Source organism: Erythrobacter sp. SN021 (assembly GCF_021864455.1).
Genome location: NZ_JAKKUW010000001.1, coordinates 479987 through 499064 on the forward strand (window position 1 = coordinate 479987; position 19078 = coordinate 499064).

Below are 19078 nucleotides of genomic sequence, written 5' to 3' on the forward strand. Positions count from 1 at the left end.
TGTAAGACTGGAAAGATGGTTGCCGATCCCGCACTTGCAGCCAATGCGCTGGCCATTCAACCGACGCGCCAGACCATTGGCGAAGGCGACGCACCGGGCGAGACGGGTTCCGTCCCTGGGCGGCCTTGGAATGGCTACGCAAGCCCGATCATATCCTGATCGTCATCTACGTCTTCGCGCCCCATTTCGTGCGCGACATCATCGCGGCCGACTTGCCGGTCAGCGCGTTCTCGACGCGCTCTGATGGATCACGCAAGCCATTGGAAAGGCGAGCGGGCATACCCTATACCCACTCGCCCTTCGAAACACGTCGACAAGGCGGTTATGCGCCTTGTCCCGCTCAGGATGGAGCTCCTTGATCGAGATCCCCCAGCCTACTCTTCAAAAATCAGAAAAAGCGCCTGAGCTGAACACCATACTGGCGTGGTTCTCCATAAACCGTCAACGGCAGGTCGGGATTGGAGACTCCCGAAGCATCGGTGCCGAATGTCTTGTAAGTGGCGTAGCGTTCGTCGGTCAGATTCCGTCCGTAGAGCGCAACCTCCCACTGCCCGCCCGACGGCTCCCAAGATATCCGCCCATTCACCAGCGTCGTCGGTGAACTTGCATAGCGTGGATCATTGCTGGGCTTGAAATAGGCCGTACCTCTCCGCGCTACGTCGCCACGTAGTGTGAGAAACCCGGCAGAACCGAGTGGCGCTCGATATTCAGCACCAAATGTCGCATTCCATTTCGGAGCATTCGGCAAACGGTTGCCTTCCAGACTCACTTGATCGTCGAAGTATACATCATAGCGGGCATCGAGCCAGGAAATGGTAGAGGTGAGCGAGAGGTTTCTGGTGGGCTTCGCTTGAAATTCCGCCTCTACACCCTTGATCGTTGCTCTGCCTGCATTGGTCGTACTCGCGACGCCATTAATGTACTGAACAACCTGCAGATTTGAATAATCATAGTAGAACGACGAGAAATTGGCTTGAAGCCTCCGATCGAACAGCGTCGTTTTCAAACCTACTTCGTAGCTCCAAAGATATTCCGGAAGAAATGGTTTCGCATCGCCTAATTGAAAACCTCCCGACTTGAATCCGCGGGTTGCGGAGGCATAGGCTAGGATGTCCTCGCTCAAATCCAGTTCCACACCGAATTTTGGCGTCCACGCAGACCAAGACGCTGTAGGCGAGCCGCTATCTACCTCTTCCTTGTTTGAGAAGATGCGATATCCAAAGTCCTTCTTCTCATAGCTATATCGCAAACCGGTCGTAAAACGCAGGCTGTCCGTAAATTCATAGCTCGCTTGACCAAACAGTGCGAAAGCATTGGTCGTGTTCGATTCCGGTATCGCCAGCGCGCGATTGGGCTCCAATATCTGTATCTCGTCCTCGCCATCTTCCCTGAGGTAGAAGGCGCCCAATATCCAGGTCAGACGGGAAGGCGTTGTGCTTAAGATCTGAAATTCCTGAGTGAAAGATTTCGATGATTCAGAAAACTCGATATTTCGCAGAAAGATATCTGTCGCATCCACGTCGAGTGTCTGGTCGACATCGCTGGATCGAAATGCAGTAATGGACTTCAATTCGACAGGCCCTGCATCATATCGGATAGTGGAAGACACCCCCCATGCGTCGATATCGTAGCGAGGGACCGCATCCAGAGCTATTTCATTGGGCCGGGATGGAACGGTTGCACCTGCAGCAACAAGAGAGGCTGGATAGGTTTCCCGAATGGCAGGATAGCCCGTCTCACGATCGCGGCTTGCGTCCGCGCGAAGCACGATTTCGAGCCGATCGGTTGCGTCGACCGCCAGGGTAAATCGTCCCGCGAGATTGTTTTCGTCTTGATAGCGACGATCGAAATTTACGTCGCGATAGACCCCGTTCCTATCGTTCTTCACTAAGGTCAGGCGGGCTCTGGCACCGTCCGCGACAGCCCCCGAAATAGTTCCGCTGAAGTTTCGCTTCCCCAAATTTCCAAGGGTCACACCGATAGTCCCGGTAAGCTCATCAGTGGGCATTTTGGAGATGATATTTAACGTCCCCCCGGCGGAGTTGCGGCCGAACAACACACCCTGAGGTCCGCGCAAAACCTCGACACGCTCGACATCGAACATATCCTGATAACTTGTTGTCGGACGCGAAATGTATACGCCATCATAGTGGACCGTTGTACTTGGGTCGGTAGCAACTCCGAACGCCGATGTGCCGATACCGCGAATGTTTATAATGGCCATGGAGTCGTTTGTAACGGTCAGCCCCGGCACGAAAAATTGCAGATCTTCGACGTTCGAAATCCCGTTCGCGGTCAGCGTTTCACCACTCATCGCAGTGATTGCTATTGGAACGTCTTGGAGATCCTTCTCCCTTTTCTCAGCGGTCACGACAATCACGTTAATGCCTTCCGCCGGCGTGTTCTCCTGCCCCATAGCTGGAGTTGCAACCAGTATTGCAAGGCCGGTAGAACCTGCCAGCAGACCGCTGCGATAGGGGTTCGCCTTAAATCTCATTTATCACTCCCTGTACGTATAGCGCCACCGATTGCGGCGCGATCGTTGGCCGGTGGTCTTTCGCCCAGAGCCGAGCGCCCTACCGACATCACGCTCTACGCAGGGGCGATGGTCACCCCTCGGTTTTGTTTGGAACCAACCCGAATTCCGGCTGCAAGGGAGAGAGGAGATGGATTTTGACCCGTTCGCGCATCGCCAGGCTGGAATTTGCGGTCACGGAGCTCGAGAGGTTTGCCTGCTCTTCGGGCGTGTCTCCAAGAGTGTCGGTACCCTAAAGGAGCGGATGTGGGAATTGTTGTTGTAAAACAGGAATATAGCGGATCGGTCGCCGCTACCGATCGGATAGGATTCCGCATGACCGCGCTCGGTGGATGAGCCGCTTTCCGAAAGGCTGACTGGCACAAGAACCGCCATTCGACGCGCCCTCTGCCGCACCTGCCACACGCGGTGCTTCATCGACCAACGAACGTGGCCGCCGAAACTCCCTTGAAATCGGAATAGTCTAAGGCTCGATCACGATGCCCCTGGCGGGATCGACCTTGCCCCCGACCATTTGGACGAAGGCGTCCCGCGCCGCCGCGAGACCCGCATCGCGCGAGATCGTCACGCTGTTCCCCACATCGGCGAGGAAAGCGCGCCAGCTTTGCGCGATCTGCTGCCCCGCTTCTTCGGGGCCGACATTCTTGAACAGCGCCACTGCATGGTCGGGCGCGAAGAACAGTGTCGGGGTCGGGCCGGGAATCCCATCGAGCCCCTCGCCTCGCTCTTCGATATGCGTGACGCCGACGAGGCACGAATATTTCAGAACCGAGCCGAGATGCTGGTGAATGGCGCGAAGGAGCGAAGCATTGCCGGCGAAATCGACCGATACGCTGGGCTCGGCGACAATGCCGTCCACCGCTTCGTAGGAGAGCACCTGATCGTAAAGCCCGCTTTCCTCGACGAAGCGGACATTGCCTGCCGAAGTCAGCCCGATACGTTTTACATCCGGCGAACGATGCCTGGCGACGCTCGCTAGCCCCATGGCGGTCTTGGACGAAGCGCTGGTGAGGATAAGCTGCGTCGCACCGAACCAATGCTCGGAACGCAGGAAATACTCGATCAGGAAACCGGTCTTGAACAGCGGGCCGAAGATCATCCGCTCGCCTTCGCGTGCGGGATCGTGCTCGGGATCGGCCGCCAGGCGCGAATACTGATTGTAGATCGGGCTCATCGGCTGGCGATGTTCGGCCATATCGGCGAACCCGCTGGCCGTCACCTTGCCCGGCACCACATCGAGATGGCTGGCCATAGGCAGATAGCCATAGATCCGCTCGCCCACGGCAATATCGGGATGGTTGCTCTCGATCGCGCGCGCATGCCCCCACATGGGCACGATGCCCATGCCGTCGGGTGCGGGGAAAAAATTCCAATAGCCGAATCCGTCTCCGACCACCGCGTAGGTGACATTGTTGGCGGTGACCGAAAAACTCTCGATCTCGAACCGGACGGCATTTTCCGCCAGCGCGCCCGGCTCGCACTCGACGAGTTCGGCTTCCCCGATGCTCTCCTTGCGGACATGTACCTGCTGCATTCGCATCTCCTCTTCGAAAGAAGACGCTAGCGTCAGCGATCGATCAATGCGAGCGCTTACACCCGCATCGGCATCAGGACATAGAGCGCGGGCGAATTCTCATCCTTGCGGATCAGCGTAGGCGCGCCAGCATCGGCCAGGTGTATTTCGACATTGTCGCTATCGATCTGCCCGAGGATGTCCTTCAGATAGGCCGCGTTGAAGCCGATCTCGAACCCGTCCGCCGCATATTCGGCGGGGACTTCTTCGGTCGCGGTGCCATTATCGGGCGAAGTGACGGTGAGTGTTACCTTGTCCTTGTCGAGCCCCATCTTGACCGCACGGGTCTTTTCGGTGGCAATGGTCGCCACACGGTCGACACCCTCATGGAAGCTCTTTGGATCGAGCTTGAGGAGCTTGTCGTTACCCGTTGGGATCACTCGCGAATAGTCGGGGAACGTGCCGTCGATAAGCTTGCTGGTGAGCACCACACCACCTTCGCCGCCGAGAGTGAAGCGGACCTTGCTGGCCGAAAGGTCGATCTGCACGTTGCCGTCCATCGCTTCTTCGAGCAGCTTGCGCAATTCGGCCACGGCTTTGCGCGGAACGATCACGTCGGGCATGCCTTCGGCGCCCTCCGGACGCGGCAGGGTGAAGCGTGCGAGGCGGTGGCCATCCGTCGCGGCAGCCTTCAACACCGGCTCGGCCTCGTCCGAGACGTGGAAGAAGATACCATTGAGATAGTATCGCGTCTCCTCCGTGGAAATCGCGAACCGCGTGCGATCGATTAGTTCGGCCAGCGTCCTGGCGGGAAGCTCGAAACTGGTTGGCAGATCGCCTTCCACGATCACCGGAAAATCGTCCCGCGGCAGCGTGGGCAGCGAGAAACGGCTTCGCCCTGCCTTTACCGCCATACGGTTTTCGGCCGCCTCCAGGCTCACCTGCGACCCTTCGGGCAGCTTGCGCGCGATGTCGAACAGCAAGTGTGCCGAGACTGTGATCGAACCCGCGCTGTCGACACTGGCATCCATATGTTCGACAACCTGCAAATCGAGATCGGTCGCCATGACCTTGAGCGAATTGTCGCCCTCGGCCTCGATCAGCACGTTGGAAAGGATGGGAATCGTGTTGCGGCGTTCTACGACCGACTGCACGTGGCTGAGACAACGCAGCAGCGTCGCGCGTTCGATGGTGGCCTTCATGGTCCTACTTTCATCCCTTTTGGGCACCGAGAGGGCCGGAATCGCCCCACCAGCGCCGGAATACGGACAGTCACCCTAGCGGGGGTTGCATCGGGAGCAAGACCGCGCGCCGCGCTGGGCGGATTCCTTGGGGAAAAGTATGGAGGTTTTTGTCGAGTGGGATGAGAACAGCCGTCCTGACCTTGCACTTCCGCCCCGCTCTCCCTCTCGACCATGCATTGAGGATATTCCCATGGGGAATCGGGAGGGGGAGCGGGACGGAACTGCCGAGGGAAGCGCGGAGGCGCTCCACGCACGAGACAAAGAGCGCTTTTCCCCTACCCTATCATCGCCATGCCGCCATTCACATGTAGCGTCTGGCCCGTGACATAGGCCGCTTCGTCGCTGGCGAGGTAGGTCACGGCAGCACCGATTTCCTCGCCCTCGCCCATACGGCCCATCGGAATGCGTCCATTGATTGCGGCCTTCTGGTCGTCGGTCAGCGCATCGGTCATCGCGGTGCGGATGAAACCGGGGGCGACGCAGTTGACGGTGATGTTGCGGCTGGCAAGCTCCTGCGCGAGGCTTTTCGACATCGCGGTGAGGCCGCCCTTGGCGGCAGTGTAGTTCATCTGGCCGGGGTTTCCTGTATGGCCGACAATGCTGGTGATGGAGATGATCCGCCCGCCCCTGGCCTTCATCATCGGCCGCGCGCTGGCACGCATCAGGCGAAAGCTGGCTTCGAGGTTGATGCGGATCACATCGTCCCATTCCTCGTCTTTCATCCGCATGGCGAGATTGTCGCGCGTGATCCCTGCATTGTTGACGAGGATATTCATGCTGCCGAGCGTATCGACCGTGGCCGGGATCAGTTCCTCGACCTGCTCGGGGTTCGACAGGTCGCAAGTGATCTCGACATGGTCGTGACCGAACTCGTCATTGAGCTGCTCGCGGAAGGCGCGCAGTTTGTCGCCGTTCGAACCCGACAATGCGAGCCGGGCGCCCTGCCTGGCCAACGCATAGGCGATCGACGAACCGATCCCGCCACTGGCACCGGTAACGAGGGCGGTTTTGCCTTCGAGACTGAACATCACGCGTTCTCCTTCGCGAAATTCTCGAGATCTTCCATGGTGACGAGGCTGACGGTGGTCGCCTCTTTATCGATGCGACCGACCATCGGGCCGAGCACTTTCCCGCCCAGCTCGACGAAACGTTCAACCCCTGCCTCGCCCATGGCAAGCACGCTTTCACGCCACCGCACGCGCCCGGTGATCTGCTCGACCAGCAGGCCCTGTTCTTCCGCCGGATCGGTCACCCGCGCGGCGCTGACGTTGGCGAAGATCGGAACGGTGAAGGCTTGCGGCGGCGTTTCGGCCAGCGCGTTCTTCATCCTCAGCGCGGCCGGTCCCATCAACGAGCAGTGGAACGGGGCCGAGACGGGCAACTTTATGCCGCGCTTAATGCCATGCTCCTTCGCCATTTCTATCGCGCGGTCGATCGCCTCGGCATGGCCCGAGATGACGACTTGCGTCGGGTCGTTATCATTGGCGACTTCACACACCTGACCTTGCGCGGCCGCTTCGGCGAGAGCGGTCGCCTTGTCGATATCGGCACCCAGCAGCGCGGCCATGGCGCCGACGCCGATCGGAACGGCATCCTGCATTGCAATGCCGCGCAGACGCAGCAGCTTTGCCGTGTCGGTCAGCGAGAATGCGTCGGCAGCACATAATGCACTGTACTCGCCGAGCGAATGGCCCGCGACGCAGTCCGCCTTGTCGGTCAGGCTGAGGCCGAATTCCTTTTCCAACACACGTGCCGTGGCGACCGAATTGGCCATGATCGCGGGTTGCGCGTTGGCCGTCATGGTCAGTTCGCTCTCCGGCCCGCCCTTCATCAGGGCCGACAGTTTCTGTTTGAGCGCCTCGTCGACCTCTTCGAAAACTTCGCGAGCATATGCGCTGGCTTCGGCGAGTTCAGCGCCCATGCCAACCTTCTGGCTGCCTTGTCCGGGGAAGATGAATGCAGTCATTATTCTCTCCTTGCGGAGCCGCGCCTAGGCGTGTGCCGCGCGCGCCTCAAGCCCGAAGGGGACAATCCTGTTGGCAGCGTCGTGCCCGATATCGGCCCGGCCGAGGTAGGGAATGCCGCTGCGCGCGCACCAATCCCGCACGATGGCGACTTCGTCTCTGCCGAAGGGCCGGTCGTTTTCCGGCACTTCGCTGATCCGCCCGAGCCTCAGTCCGGCGATATTCCGGAGGTGTTGAGTGACGTGGAAGAACAGGCGGTCGATAGCATAAAGATGCTCGGCCACTTCTTCGACCATGACCACATGGCCGGAAAGGTCCGGCGCCAGGTCGGTGCCGACCAGCATGGCGAGCGTGGTCAGGTTGAAAGCCGCGGCGGGACGCCCGTCGAGACTGAGTTCGAGACCATTATCCTTGCCGGTCAACCAGTCGAGCGAGCGCGCGATGGCTTCCGCTCCACCCTCTCGCCGGATATCGCCCGCCAGCGGCCCATGCGCCACACGCCCGATCCCGTGCCGATAGAGCGCGCCGAGCAGGAATCCTGTGTCCGAATAGCCGAGATAGGATTTGGTCCGCGCGGCCCGGTTCATCTGCGCCACCGCCTGCGCGGCGATGCGGTTCGAACCATAGCCGCCCATGGCAAACCATACCGCGTCGAAACCGGGATCGTTGGCACACTCCAGCAGCGCCGCCAGGCGTACCTGGTCGCTACCGGCAAAGTGCCCTTCTTCCAAGAAACACTGCTCATGGAAGTGGAGCGAGACATCCCTGCGTCGCGCCACAAGAGCTTTCAACGCATCGGACCGTTCGCGCTTCAGCGGTTTTCCGGGGGCACAGATCGCAATTTTGACCATCTGCGCCTGCTAGCGCGCTTGTATCGCCCGGCACAACTCAATAGCTGCACCGACATGAGCGATATGCCCACTCCAGACGAATTGTTCGCCCGCCCGTTTTTCTTTTGCGGCATCGGCGGATCGGGAATGCTGCCGCTGGCACAGATATTGAAAGGCCGCGGCTGCACGGTCGAAGGGTCGGACCGCAGCCGCGATCAGGGCCGCACACCTGAGAAATTCGGCGCGCTGGAACAGCAGGGCTTCACGCTCCACCCGCAAGATGGCAGCGGCATCGTTTCGGGCGAGCAGATCCTCGTCGCCAGCGCCGCGGTCGAGGACACCGTGCCCGAAGTTCAGCGCGCGAGGGAGCTCGATTGCTTACGGCTCAGCCGCGCCGAACTGAACTCGATCCTGTTCAACACCAGCGGCGCGGGGCTTGCCGTCGCGGGCACCAGTGGCAAGTCCACCGTTACCGGCATGCTAGGCTGGATTTTGCACGCTTGCGGACGCGAGCCGACGATCATGAACGGAGCGGTGATGAAGAACTTCGTCTCGCCCGAGCGGCCCTATGCCAGCGCCGTGGTCGGCGGTCGGAGCCTGTATGTCAGCGAAGTCGACGAAAGCGACGGCTCGATCGCGCTTTATCGCCCTGCCGTGGGCGTGCTGCTCAATGTCAGCCTCGATCACAAAAGCATGGAGGAACTGCGCCAACTCTTCGGCGACTATCTGGCGCGCAGCCGCATCGGCGTAATCAATGCCGACGATGCCGAAGCGCTCGCACTTTTGCCCCGTGCAAAAGAGGTCATCACTTTCGGAATCGAGCAGGAAAAGGCGCAGATCGGCATCGTGCCGGGATCGATCGCGGAAGGACCGATGCGGCAGGCGGCGCTCGTGATCGATCGGCACGACGGCAGCGAACACGCTCTCACGCTCAAGCTGCCAGGACGACACAATTTGTCGAACGCGCTAGCCGCCATTGCGGGTGCGGCTGCGGCCGGTATCCCGGTAGAAAAGGCAGTCGAGGCGCTGGCCGGGTTCGAAGGTCTGGCGCGGCGTTTCGAGGTGGTCGGCACCAGTGTCTCAGCCATCACGGTGATCGACGATTTCGGGCATAATCCGGAAAAGTGCGCGGCGACCCTGCGCACGCTGAAGGCCCACCCCGGCCGCGTGCTCGCCTTCTTCCAGCCGCATGGCTACGGGCCGCTGCGCCAGATGGGCGACGAGCTCGCCCAGACCTTTGCCGAGGAGCTTTCCGACGGCGACCGCGTCTTCCTGTGCGATCCAGTCTATTACGGTGGCACAGTAGATCGCAGCGAAGGCAGCGAGCGGATCGTCCGGCTGATCGAGGATGCTGGCGGGCATGCGGAATACATCCCGAGCCGCAAGTCGGTGGGCGACCGCCTAGCCACCATAGCTCGCCCCGGCGATCGCATCGTCATCATGGGCGCACGCGACGACACGCTAAGTACCTTCGCTCGGGACCTATTCGGCAGGCTCGCCTAAATCGCGGCGGGACCTGCAGCCTCGCGGTCGACCGCTCGCCTGTAACCCTCGCGCGAAACCAGGCGATCGCGATAATCCTTGAGCGACTGCGGCACGCCCTCGTCGAGCCCGACCTTGCCCGCCAAGATCAGCGCGTAGCCGCAACAGATGTCTGCAACGGTGAAGCGGCCTCCACACAGGTACTCGCGGTGTTCGAGCCGCCGTTCGAGCTTGACCAGACGTTTCCAGAACCATTTGGCATAGGCCTCGCCCGCCTCGCTCCAGCCCTTGTCCTTCTCGAACACCGCAAAACGCATGAATACCGTCTGCGGGAAGGTGATCGTTGCATCGGCATGATAGGTGAAATCGAGGTAGGCCGGAAAGTCCGCCTCTGCCGGATCGACCACCAGCGAGAGGTTGCGCCCCAGTGTCGCGAGATAATGGGCGATCGCGCAGCTTTCGGTCATCGAGACCTCGCCCAGGACGAGCATCGGGACCGTGCCGAGCGGATTTAGCTCTAGGTAATCCGGCGCCTGATGGCGCGGCGGAAACGGCAGCAGCCTGAGGTCTATGTCCGTGCCAGCCTCCTCCGCCGCCCAGGTCGCACGTAATCCGCGCGAACCGGCGCAAGTGTATAGGATTGGTCGGTCAGTGTGCGCCATGCGTGTTGCCGACCTTGAGAACCTTGTGCAGCAGGATCGCGATCACGAAGCCGAGGCCAAGGCCGACTAGCGCCGAGAAGGCAGCATATGTCAGCCAGCCCAGCAAGCCCGACATGGCGCCTGTGGCAGACTTCACCGCATATTCAGCGCCATGGGCGATATCGTAGAGGACATCGAAGCCCAGCTCGTGCGTCCCGTGCAGAATAATCCCGCCACCGACCCACAGCATCGCAATCGTTCCAATAAACGAAAGGAAGATCAGCAGATATGGCACCGAATTAACGAGGAAATTTCCGAATGCCTGCGCGGTAGCAGAAGCCTTCTCGCGCAGATGCAAGCCGATATCGTCGAGTTTCACAATCAGGGCGACCGCCCCGTAGACCGCGAAGGTCACACCAATACCGACGACCGCAAGCACGCCGGCTCGAACGATGAAGTCTTCCGAGGCGACTTCGTTCAGCGTGATCGCCATGATTTCGGCGGACAGGATAAGATCGGTACGGATCGCGCCTGATATGCGCTGTTTCTCGAAGGCTACGGGATCGTCGATCGTGTCGTCGACCGTTTTGCCGTGCTTCTGGCCGCCCAGCTTTTCCATCACCTTCTCGGCGCCCTCGTAAGAAAGGTAGGCTCCGCCCAGCATAAGGATAAAAATGATCGCGCTCGGTAGCAGCCAGCTCAGCAACAGCGCGCCGGGCAGCAGGATGATAAGCTTGTTTTTCAAGCTGCCCTTGGTGATGTTCCAGATGATCGGCAATTCGCGCGCCGGGGACAGGCCCGTGACATAGCTGGGCGTGACCGCCGCATCGTCGATCACCACACCGGCCGTTTTGGAACCGGCCTTGCTGGCGGCAACGGAAATGTCGTCTACCGATGCCGCCGCCGCGCGGGCGATGATCGAGACGTCGTCGAGCAGGGCTACAAGTCCACCAGGCAATAGAAGCACTCCTTCGTTTCACACCCAATGCGCCCCTGCCCGCCCCGTTCCGCGCTGCCAAGCCCCCAACTTGCCTTGCAATCTCCGCCAATACCGCTATGTGCGCGCATCCCTTGGACATCCGAGGGATTCGAAGAAAGCCGGAGGGGCCCCGCAATCCCGCGGACAAGCCAGCGATCGGCCATGAAGTGAAAGGACAAGGGCATGGCTCTCTACGAGCATGTTTTCTTGGCGCGACAGGATCTGAGCCAAGCTCAGGTCGACCAACTCGCCGCCACCGCCACCGAGATTGTCGAGAAGAATGAAGGCAAGGTCACCAAGACGGAGACCTGGGGCCTCAAGAACCTCTCCTACAAGATCGACCGCAACCGCAAGGCGCATTTCGTCATGCTCAACATCGAAGGCCCGGGCGCCGTCGTGGAAGAGCTAGAACGCCAGACCCGTATCAACGAAGACGTCATCCGCTACATGACCATCCGTGTCGAAGAGCACGAGGAAGGTCCCAGCGTGATGATGCGCAAGAACGAGCGCGATGCGAAGAAGCGCCGCGACCGCGAGGAGCGTAACTGATGGCCCGTCCGTTTTTCCGCCGCCGCAAATCTTGCCCGTTTTCGGCCAAGAACGCTCCCAAGATCGACTATAAGGACGTCCGTCTCCTTCAGGGCTTCATGTCCGAACGGGGTAAGATCGTTCCCAGCCGCATCACCGCCGTTAGCGCGAAGAAGCAGCGTGAACTGGCCAAGGCCATCAAGCGCGCGCGTCACATCGGCCTGCTGCCGTACATCGTGAAGTAAGGGGAAAATCCATGGATATCATTCTCCTTCAAAGGATCGAAAAGCTCGGCTCGATCGGTGACGTCGTCACTGTGAAGGACGGCTATGCCCGCAACTTCCTGCTTCCGCAGAAGAAGGCTCTCCGCGCCAACGAAGCCAACAAGAAGGTCTTCGAAGCGAACCGCGACCGCCTGGAAAAGGAAAACGCGGAACGTCGCACCGAAGCCGAAAAGGCTGGCGAAAAGGTCAATGGCGAAGAAATCGTCCTGATCCGTGCCGCATCGAACACCGGCCAGCTCTACGGCTCGGTCAACGTGCGCGACATCGCTGCCTCGCTCGGCGACAAAGGCCACGACATCGACAAGAAGCAGGTCATCATGGGTGATCCGATCAAGACGATCGGCATGCATGAAGTCCGCATCGACCTCCATCCCGAGGTCTCGGTGACGATCAAGGCCAATGTCGCCCGCTCGGACGACGAAGCCGAATTGCAGAGCCAGGGCATCGACGTAATGGCGCAGATGTTCGAAGACGAGCAGCGCGAGATCGAAGAGCAGGCCGATGCAGCCCGTATCGACCCGACCCTCGAGCCCGGAGAAATCCCCGAGGACATGCTCGAAGAGGGTGCCGACACCGCTACGGACGAGAACGAAGAGAACGCCTGAGGCCGATCTTCGCATCCAGCAATACGAAAGGGCGCGGCGGCTTCGGCTTCCGCGCCCTTTTTGTAAGAAGCGCCCGCAATGACTATCTGTAGGCGTGACACCAATCGGAAAACAACAAGAGGCAAGAAAACCGCCCATGGAAACCATCGAACAGACACTCGACCGGATCGAGACAATTTATGACGCGGCAGTCGAAAGGTTGCGCGATGACGTTATCGCCTTCGGGCGCGAACGCGCGCTTCCTGCACCAGAGCGCCGCAAGGATGGAAGCTACGCCTATCCCGAGCTGCGCCTGCGTTTCCGTGGCGGCGATCAGCCCGAGGATCGCAATCGCGCCTTTGGCCGCTTGAATGCTCCAGGCCTCTATACGACCACCGTAACGCGCCCGGCTCTGTTTCGCGACTATCTGCGCGAACAGCTCGAGCTGATTTCCGAGAATTACGAAATCGAAGTCGAAGTGGGCTCGTCTCAGCAGGAAATTCCCTTTCCCTATGTGCTCGACGGCGAAGCCGGTGCCGAATTGGTGGGAGTCGATCCCAACCTGATCGCGCGGCACTTTCCCTCGACCGAACTGGCGGATATCGGAGACGAGCTGGCCGACGGCATCGTGCTCGAAAATGCGGAGGACCCGATCCCGCTCTCTTTGTTCGACGGGCTGCGCACGGATTTCAGCTTGGCGCGGCTGGCGCATTATACCGGCACGAGCACAGAGCATTTCCAGCGCTTCATTCTGTTCACCAACTACCACCGCTATGTCGATGAATTCGTGGACTGGGCCGGGTCCCAGCTAGGCTCGAATGGCTACACCGCACTGGCGGGTGCGGGTGGATTGATGCTGAGCGAGAAGACCGACAATGCCCGCGCGCAACTCTCCGATACCGCATGGCGGCGGCACCAGATGCCGGCCTACCATCTCGTCGGTCCGAACAGGGAAGGCATCACGCTGGTCAATATCGGCGTCGGTCCGTCCAATGCGAAGACCATCTGCGACCACCTTGCCGTGCTGCGACCAGAAGCCTGGCTGATGATCGGTCACTGCGGCGGTCTGCGTCCCAGCCAGAAGATCGGCGACTATGTGCTCGCCCATGCCTACCTGCGCGACGACCATGTGCTCGATCCCGTCCTGCCACCCGAAATTCCCCTGCCCGCTATCGCCGAGGTCCAGCAGGCCCTCGCCGGCGCGGCGGAAGAAGTCTCGGGCGAACATGGCGCGGACCTCAAGAAGCGCATGCGTACCGGCACCGTTGTCACCACGGACGACCGCAACTGGGAACTGCGCTACACAAACTCGGCCCATCGCATGAGCCTTAGCCGGGCAGTTGGGGTCGACATGGAAAGCGCCACGATCGCGGGGCAGGGCTATCGCTTCCGCGTGCCCTACGGCACGCTCTTGTGCGTATCGGACAAGCCGCTGCACGGCGAAATCAAGCTACCTGGCCAGGCCAACGCCTTTTACGAGGAAGCAATTGCCGCCCACCTTCAGATCGGCGTGACCGCCTGCCGCTTGCTCCGCGACGAGGGGCCGCGCTTGCACAGTCGGAAACTGCGCGCCTTCAACGAGCCGCCATTCAGGTAGTCTCGATAGTTTGAGCGCAAGCAGCGGGATGCGGTCGATCTGGCATCCTCCCAGAACCGAATAATGACCAATGCACTCATTATTCGACTCGCAATGATAGATCACGCTTCCGCGCTTGCCAGCCTTGGTCGAGCGACGTTCAAACAAGCATTCGCTCACCTTTTCCAAGACCATGGCGAAACGCTGGAAACATATCTCGAACAGACCTTCACTCTAAACAAAATCGCAAAGAGCCTGCAGAAACCGAACAACAAATATTGGCTTGCTTTGATCGACGAGAAGCCAATCGGGTATGCCAAGCTCAAACTGGGTTCGAGCCATCCACTGTGCAGGGGTCGGCGTATAGGACAGCTACAGAAAATCTACGTCGACAGCGCGGAGATCGGTGGCGGCGTGGGCAGAGCATTGGTCAAAATTATCGAGGACGAGGCGCGTCGACAATTATGCGACAGGCTTTGGCTAAGTGTGCACGACGGTAACGCGCAAGCCCGTGGTTTTTATGAGCGCATTGGGTGGCGTGATATCGGCCAAGACACGTTCGCGATCGGCGAACTTCAGCTATCCTATCGCATCATGGTACGCGATCTGGAGAGCTAGCCCCTCCCCCTTGTCTTCGTCCTGCCATCCTTGGCGCTTTTCTCGATAAACTCGATAATCATCCCGGCGATATCCTTGCCGGTCGCTTTCTCGATCCCTTCGAGACCGGGCGAAGAGTTCACCTCCATGATCACCGGTCCGTGATTGCTTCGTAGCATGTCGACGCCGCAGACGTTCAGGCCCATGTGCTTGGCCGCGCGGACGGCGGTTGAGCGTTCCTCGGGTGTAATCTTGATAAGCTGAGCACTGCCCCCGCGATGCAGGTTGCTGCGGAAATCGTCGGCCGCACCGGTGCGTTTCATCGCCGCGACGACCTTGCCGCCGATCACCAATGCGCGGATGTCGGTACCGCCGGCTTCCTTGATGAATTCCTGCACGAGGATGTTAACGTTGGCCCCACGGAAAGCTTCGATCACAGACTTCGCGCTGCTCAGGGTCTCGGCAAGCACAACGCCGATACCCTGCGTGCCTTCGAGCAATTTTATCACCACGGGTGGCCCCTTGACCGCCCGTATGATCTCTTCGGCTTGCTTTGGGTCGTTGGCATAGGCCGTCAGCGGCAGGCCGAGACCGTGCTTGGCGAGAATTTGCATGCTGCGCAGCTTGTCGCGGCTGCGCCCGATTGCGACGCTTTCATTGAGCGGCCAACAACCGCGCATCTCGAACTGACGCAGAATCGCGAGGCCGTAATTCGTGATACTCGCCCCGATGCGCGGGATCACCGCATCGTAGCCGACGCATGCCTCACCATTATAGTAGACCTCGGGACGATGGCTAGCGATGTGGACGGTGCAACGCGTGGTATTGAGGATATCGAGCTCGTGGCCACGCTTTTCCGCCGCCTCTTTCAGTCGCTGGTGCGAATAGAGGTTCGGATTGCGCGCCAACATGGCGATTTTCATTATGCGCTCCTCAGGGCTTGTGCCCTTTGACGGGGTCCAGTTCGGGCGTCTGCAACCACGAATAGCCGCTGTCCACGACAAATCGGCGGCGCAGCGACGAACGGCCGATCAGCATGGGGAATTTCATGTCGCTGCGATCGGCCAGGCTGATTTCGGCACGGAATTCGACCCCGCCGATCGTGAGCGGGGTTTTGATAACGTAGCGATATTGGGTCTTGCCATTCGAACTGGTGATTCCGCGCACGTCGACATGCACCGCCTCGCACACCTGGCGCACATGCTGCTGGTCGAAATCAACCGCGAAGCGCACGTATTTCTCGCCATCGCGTTCGAATTCCTCGATCACTTCGCCATGGAGCGAAGAGGTCCTCGCACCGGTATCGATCTTGGCCGGGACCGCGTGGAGGCCGAGCTCGGGTAGATGCACCAGTTCGCGCCAGCCGACGACCGGCAGTTCCTTGTATTTCTTATTCATTCGATGATCGCGATCCCGTCGCCGCCACCCGTGCCAGGCAGGCGGCGCAGCACCTTTCCTGTAGCGAAATCGACCTCGGCAATCGTGTCGTTGCGGGTTTCGGCGACATAGATACGCTCGCCATCTGGTGAGAACAGGATCGTCACCTGCGTCCGTGCCTCGGCCTGCGCGGGAGAGGAAACCGCGATGCTGCGCACCACATCGCCACTTTGCGTGTCGATTACCGTCAGCCCACCATCGGCAAGATCCGAGGTGACCGCATAGTCACCCTGCGGGCGCAGCGTGATCCGTAGCGGGAAATTCCCGGTCTCGATCCGCTGCCGCACCTCCAGCGTCTGGGGGTCGAGCTTGAAGGCGGCATTCGATCCGCGCGCCGAAACCCATAGCGTTTCGCCGTCATCGGAAAGCCAGATGCCTTCCGGCTCCTCGCCAACTTCGACCGATGCGGGTGCGCGGCGGGTCTTGAGATCGACCCGCGTCACAGTCTTGCTGCCGAGATCGGTCGTCCAGGCGTGGTTTCCGCTGGGCGCTACGGCAAGCATATGGCTGCCTTCCTTGCCCGTGCCGCTTTCGGAGATCTCTGCCTGTTCCAGCGGATCGCGGATCCAGAAAACCGACTGGCGGCCCTCGGCCGTAGCGTAAAGATCGCCATTGGCATGCCAGACAATCCCGTGCGGACGCGCATTCGCACCAAGGTCGATACTGGCAACCTTGGCCAGATCTGCGGTCCGGAAGATGTCCACCGTCTGCCCGCCATAGCAGGCGAGCGCGACATGCAGATCGTCGGGCGAAGTGGCCAATTCGTGCGGATTGGCACAGCTATCGACGCTGACGACTTGCTCACCGGAAGCGAGGTCGACCTTCGACAGCGTATTGCCGAACTTGCCGGCCACGAACAGCGCGCCTTCGACATCGCTGGCCACGCGCGGCGCGGCTGCCTCCCCCTCCCCGCCGACGGGCGCACAGGCGACCGCCAGCGGGAAAGCGAAGGCGAGGGTGAAGCGGCTTACCACCCTTCGGTCTTTCCGGCGTTCTGCTCGTCGAGCCATGCCTTCAGCGGGGCAAAGTACTCCGCCATCGCCTTGCCGCTCATCTGGCGTTCGCCGGTGAGGGCTTCGAGCGCGTCGGGCCACGGCTTGCTGGCGCCCATTTCGAGCATGGAATTGAGGTTCTTGCCGACTTCTTCGTTGCCGTAGAACGAGCAGCGATGCAGCGGCCCTTCCCAACCTGCCTGGTCGCAAGCGGCCTTGAAGAACTGGAACTGCAGGATTCGCGCGAGAAAGTAGCGCGTGTAAGGCACATTGCCCGGGATGTGATACTTCGCGCCCGCATCGAACTTGGTCTCGTCGCGCTCCACCGGCGGAACGATCCCCTGGTATTGCAGGCGCAGGTCGTTCCAGCCCTTGTTGAGCTCATTAGTCGGGATCGAGCCGTTGAACAGCTCCCAGCGATAACGGTCGACCAGAAGGCCGAATGGCAGGAAGGCGATCTTGTCCATCGCCTCGCGCAGCAGCAGGCCGATGTCCTTGTCGGCGCTCGGCACGTCGGCGCGGTCGAGCATGTCGATCTGCACGAGATATTCGGGCGTGATCGAAAGCGCGATCATGTCGCCGATAGCCTCGTGAAAACCGTCATTCGCACCGTTCAGATGCAAATAGTCCTGCTGATTGTAGGCGCGCTGGTAGTAGTTGTGGCCAAGCTCGTGGTGGATGACCTTGAAGTCGTCCGCATTGCGCTTGATACACATCTTGATGCGCAGATCGTCGACATTGTCGACGTCCCAGGCGCTGGCATGGCAGACCACTTCGCGGTCCTGTGGCTTGGTGAACTGGCTGCGCTGCCAGAAAGTCTCGGGCAACGGCTCGAAGCCCAATGAGGAGAAGAACTGCTCGCCCACGCGGACCATCTCGACCTCGTCGAGATCCTTCTGCTCGATCAGTTCGGTGAGGTCGTAGCCGATATCGCCTGCGCCCGCCGGAGCGACAAGCGGGTAGATATTGCCCCATTCCTGCGCCCACATATTGCCGAGCAGGTCGGCCCGGATCGGACCGGTGGCAGGTTGCACCTCGTCGCCGTATTTTGCGTTGAGCTTGCTGCGGACATAGGTGTGCAGCGCCATGTAAAGCGGCTTTACTTCCTGCCACATGCGTTCGGTCTCGGCAGCGAACTGGTCGGGCGACATATCGTAATTCGATCGCCACATCGCGCCGAGGTCATCATACCCGAGCTCGGCTGCACCTTCGCCGGCAATGGCGATCATGCGCTGGTAATCATCGCGCATCGGCGCGCCGACATTGTCGTGCCAGCTCGTCCACATCTCGGCCAGTTCGGCCGGGGTGCGGTCGAGATTGCCCATCTCGGCCTCTATATCGCTGCCGTTGATTTCCTCGCCATTGAGCGTGCCCTTGCCCTTGCCATAGGCCGAGCCAAGCTTGATGGCGATTTCATTGAGCTCGGTCGCAGCGCCATCGCGGACCGGCGCGGGCATGACGATGCCATTGCGCAGGATGTCGAGCTTGCGCGCGACTTCGGGATCCAGGCCCGCAATCTGGGCATATTTTGCCGCCTCATTCGCATATTTGACCGACTTCTCGGTCGCCTGCGCGCCGTATTTGGCGGCAAGCTGGTCGCTATCGTGGATGATATAGGTCGAATTGATCCACAAAACCCGGCCATATTCGACCGAGAAATCGAACATGTCCTTTTCGACCATAGCCACCCAATCGGCCGCGCCCTGCGGAGTCATGGGATACGCACTGGCCATCTCGGACTGGGCCTCGTGTTGGTTCGCGAGCGCGGGGCTGGCGAGCGAAATGGCGAGCGCGGACAGGGCGACGGATGCGAATTTCATGCAGGACCTCTCGATGATGTTCTAGCGTGTGGTTTCACCTGCTACCGGATTGCACCTGCCAGGGCGGTTAA

The 19078-nt window shown here is 60.3% G+C and carries 19 protein-coding genes; 7 read left to right on the forward strand and 12 right to left on the reverse strand.

The features are described 5' to 3' along the window. Positions 1 to 15: 15 nt before the first annotated feature. Entirely contained in the window at positions 16 to 159 is a 144-nt protein-coding gene (locus L5849_RS02305) for a hypothetical protein (protein WP_236924199.1), read from the forward strand. A 229-nt stretch (positions 160 to 388) separates the two neighbouring features. Here L5849_RS02305 and L5849_RS02310 read toward each other — a convergent pair whose 3' ends face one another. The 6 genes from L5849_RS02310 to L5849_RS02335 form a co-directional block, all read right to left on the reverse strand. Further along, entirely contained in the window at positions 389 to 2497 is a 2109-nt protein-coding gene (locus tag L5849_RS02310) for a TonB-dependent receptor (RefSeq protein WP_236924200.1), read from the reverse strand. Positions 2498 to 2999: 502 nt separating this feature from the next. Next, the gene (locus tag L5849_RS02315; protein ID WP_236924201.1) at positions 3000 to 4070 is read right to left on the reverse strand and encodes a DUF2855 family protein; all 1071 of its coding nucleotides are present in this window, start codon (positions 4068 to 4070) and stop codon (positions 3000 to 3002) included. A 56-nt stretch (positions 4071 to 4126) separates the two neighbouring features. Then, on the reverse strand, positions 4127 to 5251 hold the full coding sequence (gene dnaN / locus L5849_RS02320; RefSeq protein ID WP_115416950.1) for a DNA polymerase III subunit beta: 1125 nt from the start codon (positions 5249 to 5251) through the stop codon (positions 4127 to 4129). A 317-nt stretch (positions 5252 to 5568) separates the two neighbouring features. Next, on the reverse strand, positions 5569 to 6321 hold the full coding sequence (fabG, locus tag L5849_RS02325) for a 3-oxoacyl-[acyl-carrier-protein] reductase (protein WP_236924202.1): 753 nt from the start codon (positions 6319 to 6321) through the stop codon (positions 5569 to 5571). Next, a complete protein-coding gene (gene fabD / locus L5849_RS02330; protein ID WP_236924203.1) occupies positions 6321 to 7259 on the reverse strand; it encodes an ACP S-malonyltransferase in 939 nt (312 codons plus the stop codon). The genes fabG and fabD overlap by 1 nt, the downstream gene beginning before the upstream one ends. Positions 7260 to 7283: 24 nt before the next feature. After that, the gene (locus L5849_RS02335; protein ID WP_236924204.1) at positions 7284 to 8108 is read right to left on the reverse strand and encodes an LD-carboxypeptidase; all 825 of its coding nucleotides are present in this window, start codon (positions 8106 to 8108) and stop codon (positions 7284 to 7286) included. A 54-nt stretch (positions 8109 to 8162) separates the two neighbouring features. Here L5849_RS02335 and L5849_RS02340 point away from each other — a divergent pair, with 54 nt between their 5' ends. Then, positions 8163 to 9590, forward strand: a complete 1428-nt coding sequence (locus L5849_RS02340; protein ID WP_236924205.1) for a Mur ligase family protein — start codon at positions 8163 to 8165, stop codon at positions 9588 to 9590. Here L5849_RS02340 and L5849_RS02345 read toward each other — a convergent pair. Together L5849_RS02345 and L5849_RS02350 are read right to left on the reverse strand one after the other, a co-directional pair. After that, positions 9587 to 10231, reverse strand: coding sequence for a glutathione S-transferase family protein (locus tag L5849_RS02345; protein ID WP_236924206.1), 645 nt, complete (start codon positions 10229 to 10231; stop codon positions 9587 to 9589). The two genes, L5849_RS02340 and L5849_RS02345, sit on opposite strands and share 4 nt — an antisense overlap. Next, entirely contained in the window at positions 10218 to 11168 is a 951-nt protein-coding gene (locus tag L5849_RS02350; protein ID WP_236924207.1) for a DUF808 domain-containing protein, read from the reverse strand. Before L5849_RS02350 ends, L5849_RS02345 begins: the two co-directional genes overlap by 14 nt. 204 nt (positions 11169 to 11372) lie before the next feature. Between L5849_RS02350 and rpsF the strand changes: the two genes are divergently transcribed. From rpsF to L5849_RS02375, 5 genes are all read left to right on the forward strand, one after another. Then, positions 11373 to 11738 (forward strand): 30S ribosomal protein S6, encoded by a 366-nt coding sequence (rpsF, locus tag L5849_RS02355; RefSeq protein WP_236924208.1) that lies wholly within the window; start codon positions 11373 to 11375, stop codon positions 11736 to 11738. Further along, the gene (rpsR, locus tag L5849_RS02360) at positions 11738 to 11962 is read left to right on the forward strand and encodes a 30S ribosomal protein S18 (protein ID WP_102154155.1); all 225 of its coding nucleotides are present in this window, start codon (positions 11738 to 11740) and stop codon (positions 11960 to 11962) included. The genes rpsF and rpsR overlap by 1 nt, the downstream gene beginning before the upstream one ends. An 11-nt stretch (positions 11963 to 11973) precedes the next feature. Next, entirely contained in the window at positions 11974 to 12606 is a 633-nt protein-coding gene (rplI, locus tag L5849_RS02365; protein WP_115416957.1) for a 50S ribosomal protein L9, read from the forward strand. A 94-nt stretch (positions 12607 to 12700) separates the two neighbouring features. Then, on the forward strand, positions 12701 to 14182 hold the full coding sequence (locus L5849_RS02370) for an AMP nucleosidase (protein ID WP_368735713.1): 1482 nt from the start codon (positions 12701 to 12703) through the stop codon (positions 14180 to 14182). Positions 14183 to 14245: 63 nt separating this feature from the next. Beyond that, positions 14246 to 14779 (forward strand): GNAT family N-acetyltransferase, encoded by a 534-nt coding sequence (locus tag L5849_RS02375; protein ID WP_236924210.1) that lies wholly within the window; start codon positions 14246 to 14248, stop codon positions 14777 to 14779. On the opposite strand, the gene rimK is transcribed toward L5849_RS02375, so the two are convergent. The 4 genes from rimK to L5849_RS02395 are packed head-to-tail and all read right to left on the reverse strand — an operon-like array spanning position 14776 to position 19007. Continuing rightward, the gene (gene rimK / locus L5849_RS02380; RefSeq protein ID WP_115416960.1) at positions 14776 to 15681 is read right to left on the reverse strand and encodes a 30S ribosomal protein S6--L-glutamate ligase; all 906 of its coding nucleotides are present in this window, start codon (positions 15679 to 15681) and stop codon (positions 14776 to 14778) included. The two genes, L5849_RS02375 and rimK, sit on opposite strands and share 4 nt — an antisense overlap. A 10-nt stretch (positions 15682 to 15691) precedes the next feature. Next, positions 15692 to 16156: a RimK/LysX family protein gene (locus tag L5849_RS02385; RefSeq protein WP_115416961.1), complete on the reverse strand. Its 465-nt coding sequence runs from the start codon at positions 16154 to 16156 to the stop codon at positions 15692 to 15694. After that, positions 16153 to 17169, reverse strand: a complete 1017-nt coding sequence (locus L5849_RS02390) for a YncE family protein (protein ID WP_236924211.1) — start codon at positions 17167 to 17169, stop codon at positions 16153 to 16155. The genes L5849_RS02385 and L5849_RS02390 overlap by 4 nt, the downstream gene beginning before the upstream one ends. Beyond that, entirely contained in the window at positions 17163 to 19007 is a 1845-nt protein-coding gene (locus L5849_RS02395) for a M2 family metallopeptidase (RefSeq protein ID WP_236924212.1), read from the reverse strand. Before L5849_RS02395 ends, L5849_RS02390 begins: the two co-directional genes overlap by 7 nt. Positions 19008 to 19078 lie beyond the last annotated feature (71 nt).